The organism is Flavobacterium sp. KACC 22761, assembly GCF_034058155.1.
Classification (GTDB): Bacteria; Bacteroidota; Bacteroidia; order Flavobacteriales; family Flavobacteriaceae; genus Flavobacterium.
In genome coordinates this window covers 2,209,906-2,224,727 of the sequence record NZ_CP139148.1, presented here as the reverse complement: position 1 = coordinate 2,224,727, position 14,822 = coordinate 2,209,906, and the positions used below count along the sequence as shown (strand labels likewise).

Genomic DNA, 14,822 nt, shown 5'->3' with positions numbered 1-14,822 from the left:
TTTCTGTTCAAAATTGTTTTATTTCCAAGTAAATGTTCCCACTGCACCAGCTTCCAATGTAATAGTCACCCATTTGTCATTGTATTTGATGTTGAAAACTTCTACTCCAGATCCGTCATTTTCTACAATTAAAACTTTAGAACCTGTTGGTGTAATAAAAGCGACATTTTGAAGATTTCCACTAGTATTGCTAGAAATTCTAACTGAACCCGCCGGAACAAATTTTGAGGCATGAGCAATAATATAATAAGCAACATTACGCTGAAAAGTTTCGCTTGATGTTATGGTCAAAGCACCTTTACACATTGTACATCCGCCTTGCGTATGAGGCTCAAAAGATCCATTATTTGCAAGATTCCATTCTAATGCATTCTTACTATAATTTCTCATTGAACCGATCACTACATTTTTGAGATGCCACTTTAAATCACCTCCAAAATCTCCTGTAGACGAAGTCCATTGTTCTGTGAAATAAACATTTTTAGTTGGAAAAGCATTGTACACATTTGAAAGTGCGCTGATATCTCCCGCATATAAGTGAAATGCAGAACCATCTACAAAAGGAAATGCATCGGCATCTGCCAACACTGCTTTTGGATAACCCGGCTGATCGCAATTGTGATCATAAGCAATAATTTTTGTTTTAAGTCCGGCAGCCTTAAATGCAGGTCCTAAATTTGATTTTATAAAATTAGTCTGTTCTAAAGCAGACATATACATACTTGGATTATTCCCATCGTGTAATGGCTCATTTTGTGGCGTTACGGCATCAATTGTAATTCCTTCAGCTTTCATTTGCTGAATGTATTTTACAAAATATTTTGCGTAAACATCATAATATTGAGTCTGCAATTTTCCTCCAACAAAACTGTTTTTATCCTTCATCCAAAGTGGCGCTGTCCAAGGCGTTGCCAAAATCAAAATTTTAGGATTAATCGCTAAAATTTCTTTCAAAAGAGCAATTACGCCTGCTTTATCTTTTTCTAAACTAAATTTAGCCAAATCCAAATCGGTTTCACCAGTTGCAATATCATCATAAGTAAATGATGATCCATGTAAATCTGAAGCACCGATACTAATTCGGATATAACTTATGCCGATTGAAGTTTCGCTTGAGCCAAATAATTCTTGCAAAAGAGCGCTCTTTTTAGCTGGCGTTAATTGATTTATCATTTCAGCACTTCCTCCTGTTAGTGTGTAACCAAAACCATCAACAGTTTGGTATTTTAATGCGTCATCTACAACAATATTAGGATATGTGTTGTATGATGTATTAAACCCTAAAGTTGTATTTTGTTTAGCCAAAAGAACACTTTGGTCTCCCTTTGTCAGCCAAAAATCAACATCATTTGTTACTGTTACTGGTGGCGTCACAACGGGAGGAGTTACAGGTGTTGGATCTGTAGCATCATTTGACGATGAACATTTTACTTGCGTAAAAATTGCTAAAGCAAGAAATAGTGCTTTTATAGTGGTTTTCGAATTAAAGTTCATTTTTTTAGTTTTTTAGTTAATAGTACCGCTTAGTAAACAATTGTTTGTATAGCGTGTGCCGGGATAGTTATAGTAGTTTTTAAAGTGTTGCTGGTTAAATTATATACAACTTCTTTATCTGATTGATTCATAACAATAGTGGCAATTTTTCCGTCAGTATTTTTAAAAGACGTACTCAAAAGGGTTTTATCACTTATTGTTTGTGTTATGCGTTTCGCATTTGTATGAATGAATTTTGAAAAATGTCCAATATAATAGTACATCGGCGTGTAGATCAATTCATCTTTCGTCGTGTCAGCATGGATTGGTGCAAAGCAAAAATTGCCAACATGATTTGGTCCTCCGTTTTGGTCCAAAAGAATATTCCAATCTGTCCAACCTACTGTTCCGTTGTTGAAATCGTTGATCATATTAAGACCATAACGTTCAGCATTTCCCCAAAACTGAAATCTTGACGCATCAAATTTTTCAATGCATCCTTCTGTAAATAAAAGTCCTTTGTTTGGAAACGCTTTGTGGACAACACCAACAGATTCAAATCTTGGTGGACCGCCACTCCATGTTTCATACCAGTGGAATCCGATTCCCCATGCATATTTTGAAACTTCAGGATCAGAGAAAACAAGATTTGCTCTTTTTTCAAGCATTTCTCCACGGTTATGATCCCAGATAATTACATTTTTTGAAGCAAGTCCTTCTTTTTGTAAAGTTGGTCCAAGGAAATTCTTCAAGAAATCTCTTTCAGCTTCTGGAGTATATATGCAAGATTCCCATCTTTGTTTTGCCGCTGGCTCATTTTGAATGGTTAATCCCCAAATCGGAATACCTTCTTTTTCATATTCTCTAATAAATTTCACATAATAATTTGCCCATGATTGTGCAAATTCTGGCAATAAAACGCCGCCGTGCAAAATATCATTATTGTCTTTCATAAAAGCTGGGGGACTCCACGGACTGACAAATAAGGTTAATTTCCCGCCGGCTGTTTTGATTGCTTTTTTAAGAAGTGGAATTCTATATTTTCGATCGTGATCAATGTTGAAGGTTTTTAGTTCTTTGTCACCTTCAGCAATATAAGTGTAACTGTCACTGCTAAAATCACAGCTATGTATGTTGGTTCTGGCTAATGAATAACCAATTCCTTTATTTTTATCGTAATATGCATTTAGAAATTCCTGCTGTTTTTTTGGAGATAACTTGGCAAAAACTTCGGCACTTGCATCTGTAATTGCACCTCCAATCCCGAGGAAAGTCTGGTCTGTTTGTGCAGCATCTACATTAATAGATACTGTTGAATTTGTTTGTTGTGATGTGTTGTTTGAAATTAAGTTATTTGATAATGTTAATTTCAGATTGGTATTTTCGGCCGTAGTATAAACCTCTATTTTCTTATTTGATTTGGAACCAGAAACCGCAGAAGCATCTGCAATTTTTGATGAATTACAACTAAATTGCAATAATAGTATTGGGGCGATTAAAATGCTGCTTATGGCTTTCATTGTACTTTCAAAAAAGGGATTTGATTAGAAAAAGTAAATTGAGGGTCGATTTGGATGATTCAGATCAACCCTCGTCATTTACCAATAAAATATTAATATACAAGCGTTTGGATTGCGTGTGCAGGAATCTTAACTACAGTCTTCTCAGAAGCTATAATCAAGTTATAGGTAATCTCTTTATCTGATTGGTTCATGACAATTGTTGCCATTGTTCCATCAGTATTTAAAAATGAAGTACTTAATAGTGCACTTCTGCTTACAGCGGTACTAACTCGAACAGCATTTAGGCGAATAAATTTCGAAAAATGTCCGATGTAATAGTAAGATGGTGTATAAATCAACTCCCCTGTTGTTGTATCAGCATGAATTGGAGCAAAACAAAAATTACCAACGTGATTTGGCCCTCCGTTTTGATCTAAAAGGATATTCCAATCTGTCCAACCCGCTGTTCCGTTGTTGAAATCATTTATCATTGAAATACCATATCTTTCGCCATTAGCCCAAAACTGATATTTTTTTGCATCAAATTTTTCAACACAGCCTTCTGTGAATAAAAGCCCTTTGTTTGGATACGCTTCGTTTACTTTTCCAACATTGTCAAACATTGAAGCTCCTCCAGACCAGTTTTCATACCAGTGAAAACCCATTCCCCAAACATATTTAGAAGCTTCTGGATCAGAGTAAATTACGTTGGCTCTGTAATTCATCAAATCACGATTGTGATCCCATGCAATGATTTTTACGTCACCTAATTTTTCTTTTTTCAAAGTTGGCCCAAGGAAATTTTTGATAAAATCTCTTTCGGCTTCGGCAGTATAAATGCACGATTCCCAAGTTTGAACCGCCATCGGCTCATTTTGAGTTGAAGTTCCCCAAATTGGAATACCTTCTTTTTCATAAGCCTTAATGAATTTTGCATAAAAATTAGCCCAAGTTTGGTAGTATTCAGGCAGTAATGTTCCTCCTTTTAAGACATTTTTATTGTCTTTCATGAACGCATTTGGCGACCAAGGAGCTACATAAGTTGTCAATTTTCCGCCCGCTTTTGCGATAGCTTGTTTGATCAATGGAATGCGAAATTGTCTGTCATGATCAATAGAGAAAGTTTTCAAATCTTTATCACCTTCTTCAATATAAGAATAGCTTCCACTGCTAAAATCAGAGCTTTGAATTGTTGTTCTTAGCAAAGAATAGGCAATTCCTTTTTGTTTATCATAGTAGGCATTTAAAAATTCTTCTTGTTTTTCTTTTGAAAGTTTAGCAAAAATTTCGGCACTCGCGTCTGTAATAGCTCCACCAATTCCCATAAAAGTCTGGAATTTTTTTGATGGTTCTACAAAAACAGAAGATTCTATTTCAAGGGGTTGCTTTGATGCTGAAAATGTCAAATTATCTGTAGAAGTTAATCTTAAATTAGAATTTTCAGCTGTAGTATATACGGTAATTTTTTTTCCGTTGGTTGTAAATTCTTTTTTTGCTTTAGGCTGGGCAAAGGCTGCCACTGAAAACAAAAAACATAGAATTTTTAAACTATTATTTTTCATTCTTTCCTTATTATATTATTTCTAATTGCAAGTTCTCAGAAACTCATTTCCTGACAGCTTAAGGAAGGATTTAAAAAATAGCCCATACTCATAACGATTATGGGCTATTTACAACCAAACTTAAACTTAACTTAATCTTTATTATTTTCCGCGTAATTCCACGCCTTTGATTGTGATACCGCCTGGAGCAATTCCTCCACCGCATCTAATCATCAAATAAATTTTTCCTGTAATATCAAATTTTACAACATTGCTAACTGTACCTAATCTAGCATTTTTTACACATCCAACAGCAGATAACTTACCTGATACTGTATTGTTTCCACAGCCATTCCAAGTGTTTAATCCCATAACAGCTCCTCCGTCACTATAATCTCCTGAAACTGTAGCTGGATCTGTTTTTCCTGCATAAACTTCAAACCACATATCAGTTGAAGCTCCACCAGAAACAACCATATCAACAGTGTATTCTTTGTCTTTTACAACATCTATTGCTTGATAGATTCCTGCGTGACCACCACTTACGGTAGCTCCTTTAGCACTATACGTCCAGTCACCACCAGCTCCATAAATCACTTTTTTCCAATTAGCTTGGTCAGCAGCAGTTGCAAAAGAACCACCTTTTACAAGGTTACCTTTTACAGGGTCTGAAGTTGCCACAACTACTTGAGTCTTTGCTGTACCTGTTGCACCTCCTGCTCCAATAGCTGTATGTGTAATTGTGTAAGTTCCAGCATCTGGAAGAACAATAGTTTGAGTCATTTTTCCTGGTGAAGCACCAGTTCCAGTATCCCACATTGATGAGATTACACCCTTAGTCTGTGCTGTTGCAAGATAAGTGTTTACTGCACCCGCTACAGGAGTTAGAGTAAATGAAGCATCAACGTTTGAAGCTATTAATGTATTAGGATTAACCTCGTCATCACAGCTTGATAGTGTACCTAATGCTATAGCTAGCATTAGGAATACACTTCTTTTTATATTTATATTTAGGTTCATTTTTTTGTGGTATTTGGTTACTGTTATTCAGTTATTGACTATTGGTAGTTAGGATTTTGTTTCAATTTAGTTCCATTTAACTCAGTATATGGAATAGGGAAAATCTCGTCAGTTCCAGCGTTGAAACCTCTATCAGATAATGCCGCAGCAGCATCTCCCCATCTTACTAAATCAAAGAATCTGTGTCCTTCACCAGCTAACTCCATTCTTCTTTCAGCTTTAATAGCGTCTAATGTTACAGGAACTGATGCAAGACCAACTCTAGCTCTAACTGCATCAAGTAATGCTTGCGCTCTTGGTCCAGAACCTAATGCTTCTGCTTCCATTAAGTAAGTATCAGCAAGTCTGATAACATAAGAATTTTGTTTGTAGTTTAACTCGGCAGCACCTCCACCTGTACGAACATCGCCAGTTCTTGGAAGGAATTTGTTCAAGAAATAACCTGTATCTTGGTATCCACCAATATAGTCAGCTTCACCAGCAGCTTTAAGCGCTTTAACGTCAAGAATTGTCGCAGCAAAACGAGGATCGTTTTTCATGAAATCATACAATTTTTGAGTTGGTACGCTGAAGCTCCATCCTGATGGAAGATCTGGTGCATTTGAACCTTTTTTAGAATAACCTCTTGGTCCAACCATAACGTTTAATGAGTTTCCTTCATCTCTTCCAGAACCCCAGAAATCCCAGTTTGAGTTACCAGCACTAGAGTGTGATACTTCAATTAAAGACTCTGTGTTGAATTTATTAGCAACTACCCATAAATCACTGAATTTAGCCAACAATTTATTTCCGTATTGATTTGCTTGTCCAGGCGTTCCATTTACTTGAGCCAAAACTGCAGCTGCGTCGGCTTTTTTACCTTCAAATAAATATACTTTACCTAATAATGCTTGAGCAGCACCTTTGTTAAATCTTCCAGCTTCAGTTGATGCTACAACTGTATTTGGCAAAACAGGAATTGCTTCTAACAAGTCTTTTTCTATTTGTGCATATACCTCTTCTGGTTTTGCTTGCTCTGGACTATAAATTGAACTTGTATTCAATGGTTGTAAAATCAAAGGAATATTTTTGAACAATCTTACTAAATTGAAATAGTAAAACGCACGAAGTGTTTTTGCTTCTGCAGCAAACCTAGCTCTTTTATTATTATCCATTGAAGCAGCTGGTAGCTTATTCAATAAAAGATTTGCTCTAGAAACTCCTTGATAATGGTCGCTCCAATAACTTCCAGGAACGATAATAGATGTAAGTGAGTGTGTAGAGAAATTTTGAATTCCAGTTCCATCTGTTGGACCTCCTCCACCAGCGTAGAAATCATCAGACCCAGCGTTCAGCATGGCTACCATGTTTTCAAAACCACCAGTATTTTTTCTTAGTGGGTCATAAACTCCAACTAAAGCAGCGTAACACTCAGATTCATTAGAAAAATAAGTATCTGTGTCAAATTGTCCTTTTGGGTCGATTGTTACAAAATCTTCAGAACAAGCTCCTAAAGCGGCAAATGCCAATGCAACATATATATATTTTAATTTTATACTTTTCATAATTCTTTAATTTTTAAAATTGAAAGTTTGCTCCAAACAGAATAGATCTTGCTTGTGGATAAACTCCTTTATCTACACCATAAACCTGACCACCAATTTCTGGGTCATATCCAGTATATTTTGTAAAAGTGATTAAGTTTTCTCCTGTTAGGTAAAAACGAATTTTGTCAGCTCCAATTTTAGATGATAAATTAACTGGCATTGTATAACCAAGCTGAACGATTTTTAAGCGTAAGTAATTTCCATTTTCTAAATAAAAATCAGACATGTTAGTGAAGTTTTTATTTGGATCGTTATTACTTAATCTTGGGTAATCATTTGAAGTACCTTCACCAACCCAACGCTCTAAAGCTTTTGTTTGGTAGTTTGCATTTAAGATATCAAGTCTTCTTAAACCTTGGAAAATTTTGCTTCCTGCAGTTCCTTGAGCAAATGCCATAAAATCAAAGTTTTTGTAGTCTAAGTTTAATGTAAGACCGAAAGTATATTTAGGCAAGTTTGTTCCTAAAAATTGCTTGTCATCATCAGAAATAGCTCCATCACCATTTGTATCTACCCAACGGAAATCTCCTGGCTTAGCATTTGGTTGAATTAATCCTCCAGCTGCATTTTTGTAAGCTGCAACTTCTGCTTCATTTTGAAAAATTCCAGCAGTTTTGTAACCATAAAACTCATTGAAAGAGTGACCAACTGCAGTTCTTGTAACAGGTCCCATAGATTGGAAACTAGCATCTCCAACAATATAATTTGTAGATGAACCTACATAAGTGATTTCGTTTTTCAAGTAAGCAACGTTCCCGTTAACTCCTAAGTTAAACTCACCAAGTCTTTTCTTGTAACCTAATTCAATCTCAAAACCACTGTTATCCATATCTGCGATATTTGCAGATGGCGCTGTAACAACTCCAACATAACCAGGAATAACAACATCTCTCAAGATTCCTTTAGTAGTTTTTTTGTAGTAATCAGCAGTTAATGTAAAGTCGTTGAAAAGTTTTGCATCAATACCAATAGTAGTTTGAGATGTTTCTTCCCATCCTAAATCAGGATTTGGCAAAGTTGAGTTTCCATAACCAGTTGTAATATCACCTGAAGTTCCTACTGCATAGTTATATCCACCAACAACTACCGCTCTATATTTGAAGTCATCAATGTTATCGTTACCTACAACTCCATAACCTCCACGAACTTTTAAAGTATTAACTACATTGTTTTCTTTCCAGAATCCTTCTTTTGAAACAACCCAACCTAAAGAGAATGAAGGGAAAACACCCCATTTTTTATTATCTCCAAAACGAGTAGATCCATCACGACGAACAATACCAGTGAAAAGATATTTCTCCATATAATCATAGTTTGCACGTAAGAATAATGAAGCCAACTTGTGTTGTGTTTTATCACTTGTAGATGTTGATCTATCCGTTTGAGGAACATTAAAATTCCAAGAAGCATCTTTGTAGTTAGTAATTGGAAGTCCAAACATTGTTGTGTTAACAGCTTTACCAATATTCTCTACATAAGCACCTTGTCCAGCCAAAACGCTAACATTATGATCTCCAAATTTGTTAGCATAAGCTAAAGTATTTTCAAGAGTCCAAGCAAATGATTTTTCATTATTTTGGTTGTAATTGTTTCTATCCGCCTTAATATTAGGATTTAAGAAGAAAACAGGTGTAAAACCTTCACTTCCCCAGTAAGCTAATTTACCTCCAAGTGTAGTTCTTAATTTTAAGTGGCTTGTAATATTTGCCTCTAAATAAGCGTTTCCAACAAAATCATCAGACCAGCTGTAACCGCCTAATCTTGTTTGAGTATAAGCTAATGGGTTACTCATCTCTTGTTGAACTAAAGTAGAAATTCCGTAAGGATTTCCGTTTGCATCTCTAATAACGTTTGGATTTGCATAGAACCCAACAGTATTTTTAGTAGGATCAGTTTCAACTAATGGAGTAATTGGATCTAAATTGATTGCAGAACTTAAAGGTCCTCCAAACTCACTATTTGTGTTTCCAATTCCTTTAGTTTTTTGGTGTGTATAACCAAACGTTTGTCCGAAAGTAAAATAATCAGAAATTTTGTGTGTTGAGTTTAAACGGAAATTCTTTTTGCTATAGTTTGAAATTTCTGTAGCTACGATACCATCTTGATCTTGAATTCCAAAAGAAGCATAGAAAGTAGATTTTTCACCACCGCCGCTAATGCTTAATTCGTGAGTGTATCTAAAAGCTGAATGATTAAAGATTGCATCTTGCCAATCAGTTCCTTTTCCTAAAGCTGTAGGGTCAGCATATTTAATAGGACCACCGTCTGCTAAAGATTTCTCATTCATGATTGCTCCATACTGAGTAGCATTAAGCATGTTTAATGTTTTAGCTGGTGCAGAAGTTCCTGCAAAACCATTATAATTTACAGAAATTTTACCTGATTTACCTTTTTTAGTTGTAACCAAGATAACCCCAGTTGCAGCACGAGTACCATAAATAGCAGCCGAAGCAGCGTCTTTAAGAACCTCGATAGACTCGATGTCACTTTGATTAATAAAACCAATTGCTCCAGCATCTACTGCGATACCATCAACAACCCATAAAGGATCGTTTCCGCCTTCTCTAAAAGTAGTGATACCTCTAACACGTACTTTTGAAGCTGAACCAGGCTGTCCAGAAGTAGCAGCAACAGAAACCCCCGCTACTCTACCTTGTAAAGACTGCTCCACACGTCCGTTTGGTACTTTCTCTAAATCTGCAGCTTTAACACTAGAAATTGCTCCAGTAACAACTGATTTCTTTTGAGTACCGTATCCAACAACCACAACTTCATTTAATGATTGTGATTCTGGTTTTAATTGAAATGTAATTTTTGTTCTTCCATTTACAGCTTCACTAATTGTGCTGTATCCAATAAAAGTAACTGTCAAAACACCATTTGAAGGCGCTTGAATTTGGAATTTTCCATCAAAATCTGATGCAGTAGACTTTTTTGTACCTTTTAATACAACAGTTGCACCAGGAACTGGCATCCCATTTTCATCATTTATTATTCCGTTTACTGTGACATCCTGAGCCACAGCTATAACCGAGAATAACAGAGATGAAATACAAAAAACAAGTAGTTTTGTTAATTTCATTTTTCTAAAAATTTTGGTTAATTAATTAGTAATTTGATGCAATAATAATGTTATTTTTTTACTATCAACAAGTAAAATTCACTACAAAAACACATCAAAACAAATTTTAATACATTACAAAAACACATCATTTTTTTTTCAAATATTTGATTTATAATAAATTAAAAATTAAAATTAAGATGTTATCGAAATGTTAATTATAAAAATAAACACTACAGTTGTATAAGATTCCTTATTTTTATCAATAAAATGTGTTTCTACAACGAAATAGTAGCAAAAAAACTATTGTAAAACACTACAAACAAGACAATTAAGCCACCAAAACCCAAAAAAGCCAAAAAATTTATGAAATTGACAAAATCATATTTTATTATTACTTTTTTTACATTATTATCAATTAATATTTTTGGACAAGTTAAAGACATCGGACTTCCAGATGTAAGAAATTACAAACGAAACGAATACAAGGGAGGAACACAAAACTGGAGTATTGACCAAGATAAAAACGGAAATCTATATTTTGCCAACAATAACGGCCTTTTGCAGTTTGACGGATCGTCATGGAGAAAATATCCGCTCCCTAATTTAACATCTGTAAGATGTTTAAAGATTGCTAGTGATGGAAAAGTATTTGTAGGCGGTTATAACGAATTTGGCTATTTCAAACCAAATGAAAAAGGCAAACTTCAATACACATCATTATCTAAAAAAGTCGATCGTAATAAAATCAAAATAATTGACTTCATCTGGAAAATTCATACCATTAACAAACAAACCATTTTTCAGTCTTTTGCAAGAGTCTATATTTTAAAAGATGACAAGCTTACAATATTAGAAGCACCAAAACGATTTCAATTTTCTTTTGTCGTTAATGGCAAACTTTATTTGCAAGACATTGAAAAAGGAATTCTAGAATATAAAAATGGCAAACTTTATTCCTTGCCAAACACTACAAGCCTAAACAATACAGAGATTTGGGGAATGTATAATTTAACAAAAGACAAGACCTTAATAATAACCCTAGAAAAAGGCTTATTTGTATATGAGAACAATGTTGTAAAACCATGGAATACTGAAGCCAATAATTTTGTCAAAAAAAACAACTCTCTCGGAGGCGTAACGATAAACCACAATTTTATAGTATTAAATTCAGTACTGGACGGAATTGTCATTTGCGATTATAATGGCAAGATAATCCAGCATTTGAACCGTAAAAAAGGCTTGCAGAACAACACAGTACTGACCTCATTTATTGACAACAAAAACAATCTTTGGCTTGGTTTAGACAATGGTATCGCGTTTGTAAACGAAGGATCGCCTTTTACATACTTTGGCTTCAGCTACGATATTAGTACTGTATACGCCTCGGTAATTTATCAAGGAAATTTATACGTGGCCACAAACCAAGGTGTGTTTTATCATGCATGGAACAACAGTTTTAAAGAAGATACCTTCAAACTTGTTCAAGGGACTACCGCACAATCCTGGAACGTTCAAGTGATAGATAATCAATTGATTTGCTCCAACAACCGCGGAGCATTAGTTATTAAAGGTGGCGCTGTAACTAATATTATAGACTCAAAGGGTTATTTCGGGTTTAAAAAAATCCCTAATCATCCCGGATTTTTAATTGGTTCCAACTATGAAGGTTTTGCCGTTTTTGAAAGCACAGCAAACGGATTAGTTTATAAAAATCAAGTTGTTGGATTTGATAAATCATCGAACAATTTTGAGCTTGACGACTCTTATTTATGGCTAAAAAAAGATGAATCGATTTACAGAATGGCATTAAACAGAGATTTGACTCGATTTTCATCAATTAAAAAAATTGACCAACTAGTCTCTCAGTACAAAAACATCGGAAGTATTCAAAAAATAGACAATCAATTGTATTTTCAGACCAATAATCATTTCTATAAATATTCTAAAGAACAAGACCTATTTTATGAAGATAAAAACCTTTCAAAACTGTTTAAAAACATCCCTATAATAAACAGTCTAAGCGAAGACTCACAATCTAATTTATGGTATGCTTTTGACGAATCTATTGGTGTATTAATGAAAACCAATAATTATTACACTAATATTGTCGCTCCGTTTTCAAATTTGACAGGAAATCTGGTTAGCAATTATCTATCTGTAAACACAATCGATCCAAAAAATATTTTTATCGGATTGACTGACGGATTAGCGCATTACAACCCCGATTTACTGAACAATTTTGTTACCAAACCAAAAGCATTTATCAGAAGCTTTTCATTTCCTGGCGATACTATTATTTTAGGAAACAATCAAAATAAAATCGAAAACATTCGCATTCCATATTCGTCAAACCATGTGCGTTTTACTTTTTCATCGCCAACCTATGAAAACCTTGAAAATGTTGAGTTTTCATATCAATTAGAGCCTTTTGACGACAAATGGAGCAATTGGTCAACCATTTCCATCAAAGAATATACAAACCTTCGCGAGGGCGAATATATGATGAAAGTAAAAGTCAGAAACAGTTACGGAATCCAGTCTGAACCATCAACCATTTCATTTACGGTTTCTCCGCCTTGGTATCGTCATTTCTTGGCACTGATGATCTATTTTATTTTAATCATAATTGCAATTTATGTGATTTCTGATCGAATAAAAATGAAAATCAGAAAGAATAAATATTACGAAACAATCGAACAGCGCAGATTGTATCTTGAAAAAGAGTCAAAAATCAGACAGGAACAATATGATCTTGAAAAAGAGATTGAAAAACTGAAAAATGACAAACTTCAAATTAAAATTTTAGCAAAAGATAAAGAGCTTGTAAACAATTCGCTTCAAGTTGTAAAGAAAAACAAGATCTTGAACGGAATTATTCATAAACTAAAAGAAATTGACATTGAAGCACTTGACGATTCGACCAAATTTCAAGTTAGCAAACTCAACAAAAGCATCGTAAAAGAAGTAAATACCGATAAAAGTTGGAAGGATTTAGAAAAACACATCAAAAACGTGCATTTTGAGTTTTTGAAAAGATTAAAAGAAAAATATCCAACAATCTCTCCACGAGAACTAGATTTATCTACTTATTTATTGATGAATATGTCAACAAAAGAAATCGCCGAAATCATGAATATTTCGACCGGAGGAGTTGAGTTAGCCCGATATCGCTTAAGGAAAAAGCTTGGGCTGAATAAAAAAGAAAATCTAATTGGGTTTTTGATGAGTATTTAAAAGCAAAAAAGCCATCAGCCGCGGCTGATGGCTTTTTGTTACGAAATATATTCTAATGTTCGTTCCAAAGCCATTCCTCTGGAGCCTTTTATCAAAATAGTATTGTTGTCAAAATGAAGTGTTTTTAAATGAGCAGCAAAATCATCAAATGTCTCAAAAAAGTGAAGCTTGTCGTTCGAAATTTTATTTTCATAAAACGATTTTCCGATCAAATAGCATTCAGATTTATTTTGATTTGATAATGATTCTACAATAATTTTATGTTCTTGCGGACTCTCAACACCCAATTCAAACATATCGCCTAAAATCATTATTTTATTCTGGCTATCCAGCTGCAAAAAATTAGCAATCGCTACAGCCATACTGCTCGGATTTGCATTATAGGCATCAAGAATAATTTGATTTGTGCCTTTTTTCAACAATTGAGATCTGTTGTTTTCCGGAATATAATTCTCGATCGCCTCTTTTATAGCCTCATCGTTCACTTTAAAATAATGACCGATAGAAACAGCTGCATTTATGTTATTTGAATTGTACAAGCCTATTAAATGCGATTCAACATTGAAATTTTCATAATCAATCACCACAAAAGGATTCGCTTCGATCTTTTTGATATTCACATCAGCATTTTTGTTATTCAAACCAAAAGTAAACGACTTGATTCCTGCCGATTTTTCGATCTGAATCGGGTCTTCCAGATTTACAAATGCAACCTTATCATTTTTCGCTAGGTATTGGTACATTTCGCTTTTCCCTTGAATTACACCTTCGACACCACCAAATCCTTCTAAGTGAGCTTTACCAAAATTGGTAATATAACCATAATCCGGCTGTGCAATTTCACATAAAAATTCAATTTCCTTTTTATGATTTGCACCCATTTCTACAATTCCAATTTCGGTTTCTTTCGTAAAAGACAACAAAGTCAATGGAACACCAATATGATTATTCAAATTTCCAATAGTGGCTTTAGTTTTATATTTTTTTGACAAAACTGCATTGATGAGCTCTTTGGTCGTTGTTTTTCCGTTGCTACCTGTCAAGGCAACAATAGGCAATTTCAAATAGTTACGATGGAATTTGGCCAATTCTTGAAGTGTTTCTAAACTGTTTTTGACCAAAATAGTCCGTTCGTCTATAAAGTAAGATTCATTGTCTATAACAACAAATAAAGCTCCTAATTTTAAAGCTTCTGCCGCAAAAGTGTTAGCATCAAAATTCTCACCTTTAATAGCAAAAAACATAGAATCCTTTTCAATCTTTCTTGTATCAATTGAAAGCGATTTACATTGTAAAAACAGATTATGAATGTCCTGAATATTCATTTAAATTATTTTTTATAGATGATAAAAGTAGAAAAAAAACAATACAAAAATTCCAAATTCCAGACTGAATATTCAGC

General features: G+C 34.3%; 8 protein-coding genes. 1 reads left to right on the top strand and 7 read right to left on the bottom strand.

What is annotated here, in order from left to right:
* Positions 1-18 precede the first annotated feature (18 nt).
* The 6 genes from SCB73_RS09645 to SCB73_RS09620 form a co-directional block, all read right to left on the bottom strand.
* Complete coding sequence (locus SCB73_RS09645; protein ID WP_320569820.1) at positions 19-1,494, bottom strand: glycoside hydrolase family 30 protein; 1,476 nt, start codon at positions 1,492-1,494, stop codon at positions 19-21.
* Between the two features lie 29 nt (positions 1,495-1,523).
* Complete coding sequence (locus SCB73_RS09640) at positions 1,524-2,993, bottom strand: glycoside hydrolase family 30 protein (protein WP_320569819.1); 1,470 nt, start codon at positions 2,991-2,993, stop codon at positions 1,524-1,526.
* 92 nt (positions 2,994-3,085) lie between these two features.
* Entirely contained in the window at positions 3,086-4,537 is a 1,452-nt protein-coding gene (locus SCB73_RS09635) for a glycoside hydrolase family 30 protein (protein WP_320569818.1), read from the bottom strand.
* A gap of 141 nt (positions 4,538-4,678) precedes the next feature.
* A complete protein-coding gene (locus SCB73_RS09630; RefSeq protein ID WP_320569817.1) occupies positions 4,679-5,536 on the bottom strand; it encodes a hypothetical protein in 858 nt (285 codons plus the stop codon).
* A 38-nt stretch (positions 5,537-5,574) separates the two neighbouring features.
* Complete coding sequence (locus SCB73_RS09625; protein WP_320569816.1) at positions 5,575-7,080, bottom strand: RagB/SusD family nutrient uptake outer membrane protein; 1,506 nt, start codon at positions 7,078-7,080, stop codon at positions 5,575-5,577.
* Positions 7,081-7,093: 13 nt separating this feature from the next.
* Complete coding sequence (locus SCB73_RS09620) at positions 7,094-10,204, bottom strand: SusC/RagA family TonB-linked outer membrane protein (protein ID WP_320569815.1); 3,111 nt, start codon at positions 10,202-10,204, stop codon at positions 7,094-7,096.
* 345 nt (positions 10,205-10,549) lie between these two features.
* On the opposite strand from SCB73_RS09620, the gene SCB73_RS09615 reads away from it, so the two are divergent.
* Positions 10,550-13,420, top strand: a complete 2,871-nt coding sequence (locus SCB73_RS09615; protein ID WP_320569814.1) for a triple tyrosine motif-containing protein — start codon at positions 10,550-10,552, stop codon at positions 13,418-13,420.
* 38 nt (positions 13,421-13,458) lie between these two features.
* Here SCB73_RS09615 and SCB73_RS09610 read toward each other — a convergent pair whose 3' ends face one another.
* Positions 13,459-14,745, bottom strand: coding sequence for a UDP-N-acetylmuramoyl-tripeptide--D-alanyl-D-alanine ligase (locus SCB73_RS09610; RefSeq protein WP_320569813.1), 1,287 nt, complete (start codon positions 14,743-14,745; stop codon positions 13,459-13,461).
* Positions 14,746-14,822 lie beyond the last annotated feature (77 nt).